Below are 15,722 nucleotides of genomic sequence, written 5' to 3' on the forward strand. Positions count from 1 at the left end.
TAAGGCTAACATCGGAATGGCAAATCTACCGCTCAAACTCTTTTTGTCAGCAGTCATCATGATGACTGCTGGTTGCAGGCTGGAGGTGATTGTCCCAGAGGGTGGACGCGTTACATCTGCGTCGGGCAATTTTGATTGCGACACGGCTACAACCTGCCAAAGCGACATTACAGACTACAATTTTGAAGAGGCTTTTACTGCGATCCCAAATGCTGGCTACCGTTTTACCGGCTGGTCCAAGACTGGCAGTAATGTCTGCGAAGGGATAGAGGGGTCCTGCGAGCTCAGCCTCCGAATCCTGCCTACATCACTTCGCAATCGTATTTTTAACTCTGATTCTGTCGCTCGCTTAGCACCAATCTTCGAAGCAACAGATATCCCTCAAGAGGTATCGGTCTCCGGAGGTTTACAGATACCGGAGTTGGCAACACTCGACTTCGATACCAATAACTCGGAAAATTTTTTCGCCTCAAACAACACGTTTCAACTCGCCCAACCACTTCTCAACCCCGGCGCCGCTGGCGGATATATAAACTTACCGGGAGAAGGTGCATCAGGTAAAACCCAAGACGCCGGAGATTTTGACGATTATTTTATCGTAGAGGCAGAAGCGGGAGATGTTGTCACTCTGTTCGCATCCGACTATCTAAATTCAGACCTTGATTTATACCTGTATGACCGTGACGGGGAGCCAGTCGATAGCAGCTTAGGCACAGGAGAGGTCGAGCAGCTCACCATCCCCGAAGCCGGAACTTGGTACGTCAATGCCACCGTCTTCAGCGGCGCCGCCAACTATGTTTTAACCGTTGGTCGAAACAATGGCACTGCCTCAAGTCAAATAACGAAGCCTCAGGTCATACCCGGTGAAGCGCTGGTCACTTGGGAAGGTGAAGGAATTTTCAAACGGGATATTATTGAAGATAGGCAGCATCATTTAAAGCACAAATTTGCCTTGCTGGAAACAGGTGGTGGGCTTGGGCGAGCCCGGCGATTCAACATGCAGCCAGCGACCCCAAGCAGCCTAGGCATTAACGACAGTTCACACTTAATCAGCCGGCAAGCCGAGTTAAGTCATGATCCCTATCGCCTGGCTCAATGGCAGACTCGCATTCTCGCGAAACGTCTGACAAAAGAACCCGGTGTTGCCCTAGCCGAGCCCAACTGGAAAGTGCAAACAAAGGCCACAACCGATGACAGTTTTATTCGTTTCATGTGGCACCTAGACCAAATTGGAGTCCCAGCTGCTTGGGATACAACGACGGGAGATCCAGGGGTCGTCGTTGCTGTCATTGATACCGGCATTATTAGCGACCATCCCGATATTCGAGGTCAACTCATTGACGGGTACGACTTCATCTCAGATGCCACAAGTGCCGGTGATGGAGATGGTATCGACCCCGACCCCACTGATATAGGTGAGGGCAGTAACCCCCTTAGATCTGGAGATTTCCACGGTTTACACGTCGCTGGGACCATCGGTGCTACCGGCAACAATAACCGCGGAATTGCTGGCGTAGCGTACTCATCGCGAATCATGCCATTGCGCGCCCTAGGTGCAGACGGTTCGGGCTCTACCTACGACATTTTGCAGGCAGTGCGTTACGCCGCCGGGTTCAGCAATGACGCAAATACCTTGCCTAGCAACCCTGCCGCTGTAATAAATCTGAGTATCGGGGGTGCCGGATTTAGCCAAACCGCTCAAAATCTTTATACAGCGGTTGCTAACAGCGGCATTTTAATTGCTGCGGCAAGTGGCAATGACGGCAGTAGCAACGTCGATTACCCCGGAGGTTATGCAGATATTTTTGCAGTGGGTGCCACTGACGCTGTCAACGGTATTAGCGACTATTCTAATCGAGGGCCGGCACTTGATCTTGTCGCTCCTGGTGGACGATTGGGCGCAGATGCCAATGGTGATGGCCAACCAGATGGCATCATTAGTACTTACTATTCAGACGGACTCCCAGAATACGTTTTTCTTCAAGGCACGAGCATGGCCACCCCGCATGTTGCCGGTGTGTTTGCATTGATGAAATCAGTGAACCCTAATCTGGATGCATCAACAGTAGAAGACTTGCTTCAGCTGGGACTGCTAACCGATGATTTAGGTGATACCGGTCGCGATAATACCTTTGGCTGGGGCATGATCAATGCCCGCAAAGCCGTAACAGCAGCCATTTCTTACGCTGGCGGCGAAATCGATATTCCGCCCAGGCTGGGGGTCTCTACCAGTCTATTAAATTTTGGCAGCAGTCTGAACACCGCCGACTTGGTGGTTACTAATCAGGGCGGCGGAGAGGTTTCTATTGTCAATGTCGAAAAAACAGCAGATTGGCTATCAATCAGTGAAGGGAATACCGACGCAGCTGGACTTGGAACGTGGCGGGTGAGCGTCGACCGCCAGAATTTGACAGAGGGCAACTATCGTACAGATGTCGTCTTTCAATCGACTGCCGGAGATGTTTCGGTGTCGGTGGAAATTCGAGTAAGCAATAATACTGCAGGGGACCTCGGGAATGTTGGAGTCATATATGTTCTCTTTATAAACTCAGAGACCCAAGAAATTTGGCAAGGCACCACTGCAGCGGCAAGTGACCTTAGCTATATCGACGATGAATATGCCATCACAACAAACTTTTTACTCGGGCCTGACGCAATAGAGGTAGATCGGCTCCCTGTAGGAACCTACGAAATTTGGGCCGGGACAGATAACGATAATGATCTTTTTATCTGCGATGCCGGTGAGACCTGCGGCGCTTGGCCTAGTATCGACACCCCAGCGGTCATTACCATCTCAGAAGACCGAAATGACATTGTCTTCCCTAGCGATTACCAGATCAGCCTTCCAAGTATCAGTAAAACCACGTTAAAACCGATGACCAATAGCCGTTTAAAGAAAAATAGGAAACAACGATAATGAGACTCACCCATGTTTTTATCGGACTCTTTTTGTCCCTGCTATTGGGAGCAGCTTCACAGGCACAAACCAGCGACCTTCAAAATCCCACTGCTTTAGTCAGCAACAGTTCGTACACCGGCGACCTCCCGGGCATGGTGGGCAGGCGAATTATTCGTATACTGACCGTTTACGGACCGGGACGCTATTACCTAGACAATGGAGCAAAAGGGGTCACCGCAGAGTATGCGAACCGTCTTGAAAAGGTCATCAATGAGAGCTTTGATACCGGACACCTAAAGGTGGCGGTATTTGTATTACCCGTAGCTAGGGACGAACTTTTCCTCGCTCTAGAGCAGGGGCGGGGAGATATTATTATCGCGGGGACTACCGTTACACCGGCGCGCGAGCAGCAAGCCGCGTTCACCATACCTTCCAGCAAACCCCTAAAAGAAATTTTAGTCACAGGCCCCAGTGCTCCGCCCATTAACTCAATAGATGATCTGTCTGGTAAAAGTGTGTACCTCAGGGCCTCGTCAAGCTACAGCGATAGTATTACAACACTTAATAAGCGTTTCACCCAAGAAGGTAAGGCCCCAGTCTCCTTAGAGCCCATGTCAGAATTGCTGGAGGACGAAGACCTGATTGAAATGGTCGACGCCGGTCTATTGCCTTGGACTATTGTCGATGACTATAAGCCTACTCAATGGTCAGGGGTGTTCACTAATCTCAACATTCGCAATGATATTATTTTTAGAGCGGGTAGCCGTCACGCTTGGGCTGTCCGTCAAGATAACCCCGAACTTAAAAAATTTCTTAATAACTTCCTGAAAGATAATAAAGAAGGCACTTTATTTGGGAATATTTTGAAGAACCGTTACGTCCGAGATTTTAATTGGGCAGCCAACACCAACGCCGAAAGTGAGCTGCAGCGATATCGCGATCTCGAAGCCCTGTTTCGCCGCCACGGTGTGAGCTACGGTATCGACCCAGCGCTACTGGCCGCTCAGGGATTTCAAGAATCGCGCCTGGATCAAAACGTACGCAGCGGTGCCGGTGCTGTTGGTGTCATGCAATTGTTGCCCAGCACTGCCGCTGATAAGAATGTGGGGATACCCGATATTCATGAAGTCGACCCAAATATTGAAGCAGGCGCCAAGTACCTCGCTTTTTTGAAGCGTCGCTATTTTAGCGATCCCAATATGGACCCATTGAACGGCGCTCTACTGGCTCTTGCGGCCTACAACGCAGGACCGGCCAAAGTGCGCCGTCTTCAAGAGACCGCGCGTACTCGAGGCTATGACCCCTACCTATGGTTTGACAACGTCGAGGTCATAGCCGCAGAGAAAATCGGCCGAGAGACGGTTCAGTACGTAGCCAACATCTTCAAATATTACCTGAGCTATCAGATGATCAATCGAGAGAGCGCTCGCCGTGAAGCCGCGCGTCATACCGCTGGAGCGCCCGCTCACGAACAACATTAAAATTAAAAGGCGAACGTCAAGGCAGCGGTTACGCCTTGAAAAGACATATCAAAACGACGGGATCCCAATCTTATCTGCTCTTCCACGTCGATCTCTACCAACTGGTAACCCAAGGATAAGCCCAGTGTGTCGCTGATTTGATATTGACCACGCAGATGCGCGTACTTGAAGCTGCCGTCGAATTCGTCGATGCTCAGAGATAGCCAGCCCAGAGTAGCTTGTGTCGACCACTTCTCATTAAAGGCATAAAATCCGGTAACGCGTAGGTTGGGTAAGGGTACAACTAGAGAACCCTTGGCGGTTTCACCCGAGCCTTGTGCCGCATTATCGCCACCATTGATCACTCCCTGCCCCCGAATGACCAGCTCCGTATCGACAGCGTGCAAGCCACCGCCAACGGCGAGCTCAAAATTATTAGTGCGCTTCACGGTATACATGGCATCAATAATTAAAGTATCGATCTTCCAGTCAATACCTACGTCGACACCTGCTGAAAAATTCTGACCCTCCCAAACAATGTCTTCTTTCAATAGCTGCCCCGATCTGCCGTCCGAATAACGGTATATCGATGCTGAAATTTTCCAACGATTGGATACATGGCGGTGGTAATCAAACATCCAACTGGTGTATTCACGATTAACACCCAAATCATCCAATTTTATTGTGGCCGAGCCAGTATCACCGCGGCGACTCTCTACGGTTAATTCACCGTCCTGCCAAAAGCCTCCAGCATAGAGAAAGTTTTTGGTTTGAAGATAACTGTGGCCCTCTGTGGCGAAGGCGGCTGGGGGGCCAAGGCAAAGCATTGTGGCGATTGCTGCAACCATCTTTTGGTTTATCAAACCACTCATCAGCGAGAATACTCAAGGACATCTTTGCAGCTCATGCAGAAATCAGTCGGTGGTCATTTTCTAGCCACTCGAGCCGCCCTGTCTCCGCCCACTGCCGCTTCACACCGGGAACAGGTGCAAGATGAAATAGATCGCCATTGCGCCCGGTCAATGCGGCAGCCGCCCCATTCGCCTTTGCTAAATTGGCATTAGCGGTCATATGTTCTGCCTCACCATGAACAGGTATCACTAGGTCAGGGCGGAGACTTTGATATAAATCGATGAGCTCATCCTGGCAGGGGTGACCCGAGGCATGCAGGGTACGTTGGCTGTTGTCCCCATGAATAACGGCGATCTTGCGAGCCCTTAAATTCTCTACCAAGCGAGCGACTGCAACTTCATTGCCCGGAATTGTTTTAGCGCTAAAAATAACCGTATCACCCTCACCTAGAGACAAGTGTGGATGGGTATCCAAGGCCAATTTATGTAGCGCTGCACCCACTTCGCCTTGGCTTCCCGTCGCAAGGGCAAGCACCTCATATTCAGGCAGATACTCGAGGTGTTCGTGGGAAATAGGTTTAAAATCTGGGTGCAGGTAATCGTTGGCCAATGCACACCGGTACATATTTTCAAGGGATCGCCCCAGCAAACCCGCTCGACGACCGGTTGCATGGGCAATGCGCAATATCGACTGCAATCGGGCCACATTGCTGGCAAAACAAGCCACCACAACTTTCCCCGTTAACGGCGCCAAAGTCTGAAGCAAGCCATCGGCCACATCGCCTTCGCTGGGCGAGCGTCCAGCTTTTAGTGCATTGGTTGAATCACAAATAACCGCATTCAGGCCCTCAAAATCCTTACCTGCCCAATCCGAAACTTGCCAGCTAGGGCCCACAACGGGCCGTTTATCGACCTTCCAGTCGGCGGTGTGCAAAACGCTGCAACCCGCGGTGCGTATTAGCAATGCACAAGTCTCCGGCGTCGAATGTGTAATAGGCAGCCACTGAACATCGAAGGCGCCAATCTGAAGTCGATCGCTGGGCCGGACTTCAATCAGTGGAGAGGGCGAGATACTGCCGCGCCAACCACTTTTTTTACGCAACACCGACGCCGTGAAAGGGGTCGTGTACACCGGGCAATCAAGCATAGGCCATAAATACGGCACCGCGCCAAGATGATCCTCGTGGGCATGAGTAATAATCAACCCATCGATGAGATGCTTGCGCGCGGCTATAAACGCGGGGTCTGGCATCTGAATTTTAGGCCGCCCAGTCGTGCTGCCCAAATCATGCTCAAAGGTGATCCCGCAATCGACCAGCAACCAACGTCCATTGTGGCCGTATAAGTTCAGGTTCATCCCGATTTCACCGGTACCACCGAGGGGTAGAAACCAGGTTGCGTTGTCTGGAGGAGTCATTGCTACCAGGCATACCCCACGCGGAAACTGTATTTTTGGTCGACTTCCTCATCGAGTGAGCCGTCATAATCAATTGAAAATTCAGCGGCTGCCTGAAAACCAAATACCAGCGGAAAAGAGAGCCCTGCCGTTGTCTTAAGCAGCACATCTTCAGTGCCCTCGGTGCCTACAATGCCCACATGACGCAGGTAAAGCTTTGAGTTACCGCCTAAAATATTGCTCTCCCCTGTGAGGTTCCAATTTACGGCGCCGTAACTTTTTTTATCGAAAGCACACGCTTTAGGACCCCGACTCACTCCCGCGCTATCGAGGCATTGGATATCATCAAACTGTGGCTGGGTGTACTCCGTGGAGACATAAGCCAGTCCCAATTCACCATCGAGGGAAATCATGTCGTTATCCAATAGAACACGACCAAAATAGGGTCCTACATAGGTTCGTATATCGATATCTGCCAGGGCATCAGCTTCAACAGCAAGGTTAAAGCCCAGGTAATTCCGGTCATTTTTTAAGTAATAATCGTATTTGCCCAGCAGCTTCCATTTGTCCGACGTATCGGTACGGACATCACTGTCGGCGGAACCTGTGTCGTCCATATCGATACTACCGTTTAACGTGTACCGATCCCTGGTGGACTTTAAGACGGTGTTAATAGCAACGTCGAGCTCGTTGGTATCGGTGTTGCCCCTTGCAACAGCCAGCGCTGCACTGGTGTCTCCCGTCCATTTAAAGCCCTGACCCCGCTCCCAAGGCTCCGGATTCATGACATCAATATCAGCCAGAGCAATGGTCTCACTTTCAAGAACTAGAGCACCATCGACCACCTCAATGGCGGGTAAAGTGACCACGCTTTCATCTTTCAGCATCAGATGGGTTTCCTGAATCTGCTCAAAATTCGCCACCATATCGGCAGGAATGTTTAGCGCATCATCACTGAAAGCGGTTGCTACTTTGACTTTGCCGCCTCGAATTCCAGTGACAACCCCGACAATCACGGTACCGTCGGTAAGGTGAATACGACCGGCGTCCGAAGGCTCGGTCAAATCAGGATCAATTGCTGCACTCAGTGGCGTCGCAGCGGCAACAAACAATAGCGCCAGCAGCAAGCGCTGCACTGACGCAAAGGTTACAATGGTCATTTGGAGTGTCTCGTTTTCGAAGATCTGCGAGGTTACGACATCTCATTGGAAATTTGAATTGCAATAAATGACGAACTACGGGCAAAGTTTATGACTTCCGAAGCCTTCGATTTTGATCTCTTTGTCATTGGTGCCGGTTCTGGTGGCGTTCGTGCCGCTCGTGTCGCGGCTTCACTAGGGGCCCGGGTTGCCATTGCCGAAGATCGATATATGGGAGGCACCTGCGTGAATGTTGGGTGCGTGCCCAAAAAGCTATACGTGTATGCCAGCGAATTTTCCAAAGGTTTTACCGACAGTGCCGGTTTTGGTTGGCAGGGTGACGCTCCAACGTTTGATTGGCCGACCCTGAGGGACCGTAAAAAAGCTGAAATATCTCGCTTGAATGCGATCTATGAACGGCTGCTGGAAGCCCCGGGCGCCACCATTATTTCGGGTCGCGCGCGACTTTTAGACCCCCATACCGTAACCGTTGAAGGCCAAACTTTTCGCGCCAAGAAGATTTTAATTGCCACAGGCACATGGCCCTACCTTCCAGATTTGCCCGGCAAAGAGCACATGCTGACCTCGAACGAAATTTTTGACCTGGAACACTTCCCAAAACGATTGCTGATTGTTGGCGGTGGTTACATTGCCACCGAGTTCGCAGGAATTTTCAATGGCTTGGGCGCCGAGGTTGTGCAAGCCTACCGCGGAGACCTTTTCATGCGTGGGTTTGACGACGATATCCGTCAATTCCTTGCACAGGAGGTTCGGAAAACCGGTGTCGACCTGCGCTTTAATACAAATCCAAAATCTATAGAACCGAGCGCAAATGGCTACAGGGCGGTTTTCGAAGACGATACCGAGGTAGAGGTTGACGCCATTTTGTGCGCTACCGGTAGGCGGCCCAATGTTGCGGACCTCAATCTTGAATGCACAACTGTTGGCTTTAATGAAAATGGCTTTATCGCCGTCAATGATGAATTTCAAACCGCGGAAGCGTCGGTCTACGCTGTAGGTGACTTGATTGGTGGGGAACAACTCACCCCCGTTGCCCTCGCTGAAGGCATGGCTTTTGCTCACCGTGAATTTGGCGCCGGCGGGCACGTGGTCGACTATGACTTCATTCCAACCGCTGTCTTTAGCCAGCCCAATGTCGGTACGGTGGGCTATACCGAGGCGGAAGCAAGGCAGTTCTTTGGTCGTCTTGATATTTACCGCTCCGAGTACCGGCCTATGAAGCACACTCTCAGCGGCAGAGACGAACGGTCAATGATGAAGCTTATTGTTGATCAGGCGAGTCAGCGAGTAATAGGCGTCCATATGGTAGGGCCCGATGCCGGAGAAATTCTGCAAGGCATGGCAATTGCCCTGCGAATGGGGGCCACTAAAATAGATTTCGATCGCACGATCGGAATTCATCCCACGGCCGCTGAAGAATTGGTCACCCTACGCGAAGTGGACAGCGACTAAACCATGGAACTCTGGCACTACGGCGCGCTGATTGCCGCAGGCATTGTCGGGGGTGCAATCAATGTCATGGCCGGTGGTGGTTCGGTCATTACTGTGCCGGTTATGGTGTTTTTAGGTGTCCCGGGGCCGATCGCGAATGGCACCAACCGCATCGCAATTCTTGCGCAAAATCTCACCGCCGTCGGCACATTCATGCGCGGTGGCCAAGGGGATTTTCGTCTCAGCATCACCCTCGCTCTTTGCGCACTACCCGGCGCGTTGCTGGGTGCTTGGACTGGCGTGCAGCTCTCTGGAGCACAGTTTAATGCTGCTTTAGCCGCCGTCATGCTCGCCACACTTGTGCTCATGTACCGAGGAGGCGCAACAACACAGACGGGGGATAGGCAACCTAGAAACCTTTTATGGGGTCATCTTCTCATGGTCCTCGCAGGCTTCTGGGGTGGCTTTATCCAAATCGGCGTAGGCTTCATTTTGATGCCCATTTTAAATCGTGTCATGGGCCTTGATCTGGTGAGCACCAATGCCCACAAGTGCTTCATCGTTGCCGTATACACGCTGGGAGCGCTGGTGGTTTTTAGCCTTCAAAGCGAGGTCTTATGGCTGATAGGCGCAGTTCTGGCTATCGGCAATTCCTTGGGGGGATATCTGGGCGCTAAGCTCACGTTAACTCAAGGAGAGGGTTTAATACGCAAAGTACTTGCTCTGGCTATCATTGGAATGGTGATAAAGCTGTTATTCTTTCCCTAGGGAAGTCACTACAAAATGTTGGAACCCCGGTAATAAGCTTTCCCACTACATTGACGCGTCAAGGAAAAAACCATGATTGTTCGATCCGTAAACTTCTACCTTTTGATAACCGGACTTCTGGCGTTATTGACTTTCGGTGGGTGCTCAAGTGTTCAGGTCGATACAACACCTAATGATCGCTTTGAGGCAGGCAACTACGCGACTTATCACTGGCAAGCTGCAGCCCTTGATCCGTCTGGTGCCGCTGCAGACCCGCTATATGCTCTTGACCCTACCCTACGGGCGTCGGTCGATAACAAGCTTGCAAGTAAAGGATACCAACGCGTAGAAACTGGCGGAGATTTTCAGGTCATCTATCAATTCAAGGCTTCGATCAGTGAAGGTGCTCTTAGCATGACTGCGACAGATGCGAACAACCAAGATATCCCCGTCTCCAGCCAAGACCTCGTCATCAATCGCCGAGCAGACCAGGCGCTCATCGATAATGCTTACGCGCTATCGGGTCCCAGAGAGGTCACCAGTGTCCTTCTGACATTTACAGACGGAAATTCCCAAAGCCCTGTATGGGCAGCGGGAATGAGCAAAGTCGTTGACCATGCCAATTTTGATGCAAAGCGAATGACGGCAAGTATCGACAAAGCCGTCAACCGAGCCTTGGGACGTCTGCCTAAGGCAAACTAACTCGCAGCATAAACCTTTGGATTAGCGCACCACGGTAACGATTTCCCCTCAAGACCTGCTGCCAAGTTCTCAAGAGCGCGCGCCAACATTGCCTGCCGTGTTTTTGCTGTAGCACTCCCCAAATGCGGCATTAAAACAACGTTATCCATGGCTAATAGCGGGCTGTTTTCCGCCAGTGGCTCTTGCTCATAGACATCAAGTCCTGCCCTGATTTTGCCGCTAGATAGGGCGGTAATAAGCGCTGACTCATCAATCACCGAGCCACGAGCCGTATTAATAATCACCGCGCCAGTTTTCATCGACGCAAGCCGCTGAGCATTGACTAGATGATGAGTCTCCGGCGTTGCTGCAGTATGCAGTGACACGATATCAGCCTCAGCAAACAGGTCATCGAGTGCAACATTACGCACACCCGGTATTTCACGTTCAGTTCGATTCCACCCGATGACATTGGCGCCAAACGCACTAACGCGCTTTACAACCGCCAGACCTGTCGGACCCAGCCCTACAATGCCCACCGTGGCACGACTGAGATCCTCACCAAGAAAAAAATCCGTGGTCCAACTGGAGGACCAATGACCCTGACGAATAAAACGATCGGCCTCAACGACTCGGCGCATCGTTGCCAGCATCAAGGCGAGGGCCAGATCAGCCGTGCTATCGACCAAAACACCCGGGGTATGACCAATCGGCAGGCGGGCTGCTGTAGCGGCGTCCATGTCGATATGATCAACCCCTACTGAGATACTGGAAATTGTGCGCAACTGTGGATTCGATCTTATGAGCTCGGCGGTGATAGAAGTACCCAGAGAGCAAAGAATCGCGTCGGCTGTCTCAGCCCATCGTTCAATGTGTGCTTGGGGCATTGGACCTTCGTTCCAGACCTGAAGATCAAACTGCTTCCCCAAGGCGTCCAAAACAGCGGCGGGCAATGGCAGAGTAATCAAAACGCGCGACTTCATGACAGGGCTTCGCTGGGAACACAGTCTAAATACCTTAGCACCAAAAACTCAGTGATCAAGACACTATCTGCTGCAACCCTGCAGCGAAAAGACATCAGTCTTTATCAGGCAATGGTCAACGTTATATCAAGCGTCTGCTGGCTGCAGCCCACCGTGACGAGCATAACGAACAGCCCCAGTTCGTGACCACAGCAACACCAAAAAAACAGGAAGTGCGATAACAAACCAAGACATTGGATAATCACTGACCGCCAACACTAAACCCGTGGCTAATGGGCCTATGACACGCCCTATCGATGCCGCCAACGCAGTCACACCCATCATTCGACCACGCTCTTGGGTACCCACGATACTGCTGGCTACGGTATTCAACACCGGCAAACAGCAGGTGGCTCCCGCAAATGTTGTAAAGATGACAAAGCCCCGGGCGAATTCCGTTTCCACAGCAATCGCAGCAATCAGACTGGCCGCAAAAATAGCCGCGCCGCCGGTCAACACGTTGATCAATCCGAAGGTCCGCGTCATCCAATCCATCATGGCGCCTTGAACGACGATCATGGCCACACCCACGAGCCCGAACAATATACCGACCTCTCTAGGCCCCCAGCCGAGATAAGCCGCTAACCATAGTGGGCTCAGATAAATGGCTGCACTTACCGCGCCTGTATGCAGCGTATATTGCACCGTCAGCAGCAGGGCATGTCGGCGTCGAATGAAGGCCAGCATATTTTCAGGCCCGGACGCTTTTTGGACTTTTTTAGTGGTCTCGACACTAGGTCGGTCAGCGGGTAGCAGCCACCCAGCCAACCCCACCGAGACCAACGACATAACCGCTGCAAACAAACCAGGCCACAAAAAAGTACCCTCGGGCCCAGCCAGAACACCACCAATTACCGGCCCAAGAATGAGCCCCAGGCCAAAAGCAGTGCCCACTAGGCCCATCGCTTTAGCTCTTCTGTGCGGGGCACTGACGTCGGCCATCAATGCGGACGCCACTGGCAAGCTGCCCGCCATTACACCGCCAACAGCACGTGCCGCGTAGAGCATCCATAGTTCGCTCGCGACACCGATCATGCCGTAGGACAGCGCACCGCCAAACAAACACACCATCAAGACCTGTTTTCGACCAATACGATCGGACAAGCTCCCCCAAAATGGGCCCGCAATGCCGGCGCAAAGGCTGTAAATAGCGATGACCAAAGCGACATCCATCTCATCACCGCCCAACGCAGGTGACATAAAAGGGAGAATAGGAATGAGGATGCCAAAGCCAATAAGGTCGACGACTATAACGCTAAAGACCAACCATTCCGGGGGAAAGCGCCAGCTTGCTCGACTCACGATTCAGTCCATCGATGAATCTCTGGGATATCGATGGCAAACAAATCGAGCACTCGGGCAACACTCTGGGTCACCAAAGCATCGACCGATTCTGGACGGGTGTAAAAGGCAGGCACGGGAGGTGCAATAATGGCGCCCATCTCCGTGGCCGCTACCATATTGCGTAAATGCCCAAGATGGAGGGGGGTTTCTCGTACCATTAACACCAGTGGCCGACGTTCCTTTAACGCAACATCAGCCGATCGGGTCAACAGCGTAGAAGTGACCCCCGAAACAATTTCGCCCAAAGTGCGAATCGAACAGGGGGCAATAAGCATGCCCATGTTGCGAAAAGACCCGCTGGCTATTGAGGCACCGACATTTTTTATGGGGTGCCATTCGTCAGCTAAAGCACGAAGGTCGGCAACAGGCATATCGAGCTCATGGTGAACCGTCAACTCCGCCGATCGCGACATCACCAAATGCGTTTCGATAGGCAACGGAGCCAGAAGCTCAAGGGCTCTAACACCAAATTGAACCCCTGAGGCTCCGCTGATTCCAATTATTAACCGATTCACACGGGCATTGTAACGCCTCAGAACTCCATTCGAACACCCACGTTGAAGGAACGTCCAGGTTCTGGGGCATATTCTCTCAGTACCGAAGTGCTCAGACGGATTTCTTCATCACGAATATTGCGCACCGCCGCAGATAACGTAATGAGGGAGTCACTGAAATCGAACTGCCACTGACCACCAATATCCCAACGTACCCAGCTGTCCGTAGCCTCTTCGTTGTCACCGGGTCGATCTTGCTTATCGGCAGCCGTCAGTCGAGTGAAGTAACGTGCTGAGGATTGCTCCCATACCAGTCCCAAGGCACCTGATAGCGGTGGCAATCGCGGTACATCGCTTCCATCTGCGAGCTCGCCGCGGGTTAAGTCCATCTCAACTTCCAGGTTGAGAAGACCCAAGTTGGTCTCCAGGACCTCCCAGTGGGCGTCAAGCTCCAGACCCATAAACTCCGCTGCACCCTGCTCATAACGTCGCACGGGCGTTTCTCCGACTTCCATACCGGTACTGGCGAGGTTAATGAAGTTGTCGAAGTCATTATAGTACGCACCAATGCGCAGAGATTGGGACTCACCGTGCAATGACAAACCTACGTCAATATTGAGACTCTCCTCGGTATCAAGGTTAACGTCGCCCACCTCGATCGCCGCAGTCGCCGCGTGGGTCACCCAAGTCGACGGACCCGTATTCCCGTAATTGGAGTACAGCTCTTCAACACTGGGGGCCCGCTCAGATCGGGTCACTGTTGTCGATACATGCCAAGCTTCGGTGAATTCATAAAGTGCACCAAAGGAAGCTGAAAAGGTATCAAACTCCTTTGCGGGTGCCATGTTGCCTTGTGGATCAACTTCATCACGGTCAAATCGCAGGCCGCCCTCAAGTTTCCATGAACCACGGTGCCAATCTTCAACTAGGAATAAACCCAAGCGTGAGGTGTCGGTAGGCAGGATAAATGCCTCCTCTCCCACAGCGCTAAATTCCGTCTCGCTGATTTGCAGCCCCAGCACACCGTGCAGATCGCCGATAGGGCTGTGAACCAACTCTAATCGGCCCTCAACCGCATCGCTGCTGTAGACGGTGCCCACTTCCAAGCCTTCAAACTCGGTGTGCTCGTATTCCGTCAGAGAAACAACACCAGAAAATCGAGCAATACCGGCCATAGGCTGATCGAGCTGCAATCGAATGTCATAGCGGGTCTGTTCCATATCTAGGCGGATATCAACCTCTTCCTCTTCGCCTTCGTGGTCATCATGATCATCGTGATCGTCGTCGTGATCTTCGTCATGGTCGTCGTCGTGATCTCCGTCATGGTCGTCGTCATGATCATCATCGTGGTCGTCGTCATGATCATCATCGTGGTCGTCGTCATGATCATCATCGTGATCATCACCATGGCCATGGTGACCATGGCTGCCTTCTGGAAGCCCGTACTTATTTTTCTGGCGATTGACCGCGACACCGAAGAAACCTCCGTCAAAGTGAAACGCCGCGCCCAAAGTTCCTGCCGTTGCTTGCGTGTCGGTATTCGGTAGCAGGTCCATGCCATCAGTGCCGGCTCCGTTGGGAACCTCAAGGTTTTCGGTGTCTCTGAACAACGCATCAGCATGCACAGCGAGGGGGCCTAACGCAGTGTCTACACGAAATGTGCCGGCATTGCCGCCGCTGGCTCCGCTGTAACGGTAGTCCAACCCCCATCGCGTTTCTTCAGGTAGCGTGGTTGGAATCCTGTTATCAATGACGTTAACAACACCGCCAATCGCACCGCCGCCATATAGCAGCGTTGCTGGACCGCGCAGTACTTCGATACTGTCAGCAAGCAACGCCTCTACCGCGACAACATGGTCTGCACTAAGAGAAGATGCATCAGCACTGCGGGTGCCATTTTGCAACGTTGTAACACGAGGACCGGATAGCCCTCTGATAACAGGCTGCCCTACACCCGGGCCAAAGCTCGCATTGTGCACACCGGGCAATCTCTCGAGTGTTTCACCAAGCGTCGCCGACGCCTCCCGGGCAAGCTCTTCCCCGGTTAGGACGGTCACCGGCAAACTCGTTTCCGTGGCAGTCTGATGTATTGGCAATGTCACCAGGACATGCTCTAAAGGTTGGGGTTCGTTTATGGCGTGGGCGCCACAAGTGGTGATAGCAATACAAATTGCTACCGAATATTTAAAGACGGTCATGACTCTCTCCAAAAGAATAACACTGGGAGGCCATCGCGA

The 15,722-nt window shown here is 52.0% G+C and carries 12 protein-coding genes; 5 read left to right on the forward strand and 7 right to left on the reverse strand.

Features of this window, described 5'->3' with window-relative positions; all coding sequences use genetic code 11:
* Positions 1-16 precede the first annotated feature (16 nt).
* Together ACMAY6_RS14925 and ACMAY6_RS14930 are read left to right on the forward strand one after the other, a co-directional pair.
* Positions 17-2,917, forward strand: a complete 2,901-nt coding sequence (locus ACMAY6_RS14925; protein ID WP_435213115.1) for a S8 family serine peptidase — start codon at positions 17-19, stop codon at positions 2,915-2,917.
* Positions 2,917-4,380 (forward strand): transglycosylase SLT domain-containing protein, encoded by a 1,464-nt coding sequence (locus ACMAY6_RS14930; RefSeq protein WP_435213116.1) that lies wholly within the window; start codon positions 2,917-2,919, stop codon positions 4,378-4,380. The genes ACMAY6_RS14925 and ACMAY6_RS14930 overlap by 1 nt, the downstream gene beginning before the upstream one ends.
* Positions 4,381-4,382: 2 nt before the next feature.
* Here ACMAY6_RS14930 and ACMAY6_RS14935 read toward each other — a convergent pair whose 3' ends face one another.
* From ACMAY6_RS14935 to ACMAY6_RS14945, 3 genes are all read right to left on the reverse strand, one after another.
* Positions 4,383-5,231 (reverse strand): hypothetical protein, encoded by an 849-nt coding sequence (locus ACMAY6_RS14935; protein ID WP_435213118.1) that lies wholly within the window; start codon positions 5,229-5,231, stop codon positions 4,383-4,385.
* Between the two features lie 31 nt (positions 5,232-5,262).
* On the reverse strand, positions 5,263-6,567 hold the full coding sequence (locus tag ACMAY6_RS14940) for a ribonuclease J (protein ID WP_435213120.1): 1,305 nt from the start codon (positions 6,565-6,567) through the stop codon (positions 5,263-5,265).
* A 62-nt stretch (positions 6,568-6,629) separates the two neighbouring features.
* Entirely contained in the window at positions 6,630-7,766 is a 1,137-nt protein-coding gene (locus ACMAY6_RS14945; protein ID WP_435213122.1) for a DUF481 domain-containing protein, read from the reverse strand.
* 90 nt (positions 7,767-7,856) lie between these two features.
* On the opposite strand from ACMAY6_RS14945, the gene gorA reads away from it, so the two are divergent.
* The 3 genes from gorA (at position 7,857) to ACMAY6_RS14960 (ending at position 10,646) form a co-directional block, all read left to right on the forward strand.
* Positions 7,857-9,218, forward strand: coding sequence for a glutathione-disulfide reductase (gorA, locus tag ACMAY6_RS14950; RefSeq protein ID WP_435213124.1), 1,362 nt, complete (start codon positions 7,857-7,859; stop codon positions 9,216-9,218).
* A 3-nt stretch (positions 9,219-9,221) separates the two neighbouring features.
* Positions 9,222-9,965 carry a sulfite exporter TauE/SafE family protein gene (locus ACMAY6_RS14955; protein ID WP_435213126.1) on the forward strand — a complete coding sequence of 248 codons (744 nt, stop codon included), beginning with the start codon at positions 9,222-9,224 and terminating at the stop codon, positions 9,963-9,965.
* A gap of 72 nt (positions 9,966-10,037) precedes the next feature.
* Positions 10,038-10,646, forward strand: coding sequence for a DUF4136 domain-containing protein (locus ACMAY6_RS14960; protein ID WP_435213128.1), 609 nt, complete (start codon positions 10,038-10,040; stop codon positions 10,644-10,646).
* Here the strand turns inward: ACMAY6_RS14960 and ACMAY6_RS14965 are convergent.
* The 4 genes from ACMAY6_RS14965 to ACMAY6_RS14980 form a co-directional block, all read right to left on the reverse strand.
* A complete protein-coding gene (locus ACMAY6_RS14965; RefSeq protein ID WP_435213130.1) occupies positions 10,643-11,608 on the reverse strand; it encodes a 2-hydroxyacid dehydrogenase in 966 nt (321 codons plus the stop codon). The two genes, ACMAY6_RS14960 and ACMAY6_RS14965, sit on opposite strands and share 4 nt — an antisense overlap.
* Positions 11,609-11,734: 126 nt before the next feature.
* Positions 11,735-12,949 carry an MFS transporter gene (locus ACMAY6_RS14970; protein WP_435213131.1) on the reverse strand — a complete coding sequence of 405 codons (1,215 nt, stop codon included), beginning with the start codon at positions 12,947-12,949 and terminating at the stop codon, positions 11,735-11,737.
* Positions 12,946-13,506 (reverse strand): UbiX family flavin prenyltransferase, encoded by a 561-nt coding sequence (locus tag ACMAY6_RS14975; RefSeq protein WP_435213133.1) that lies wholly within the window; start codon positions 13,504-13,506, stop codon positions 12,946-12,948. Before ACMAY6_RS14975 ends, ACMAY6_RS14970 begins: the two co-directional genes overlap by 4 nt.
* A 17-nt stretch (positions 13,507-13,523) precedes the next feature.
* Positions 13,524-15,683, reverse strand: a complete 2,160-nt coding sequence (locus ACMAY6_RS14980; RefSeq protein WP_435213134.1) for a TonB-dependent receptor — start codon at positions 15,681-15,683, stop codon at positions 13,524-13,526.
* Positions 15,684-15,722: the final 39 nt, after the last annotated feature.

The sequence above is a fragment of the Luminiphilus sp. nBUS_16 genome (assembly GCF_051201645.1).
GTDB lineage: Bacteria > Pseudomonadota > Gammaproteobacteria > Pseudomonadales > Halieaceae > Luminiphilus.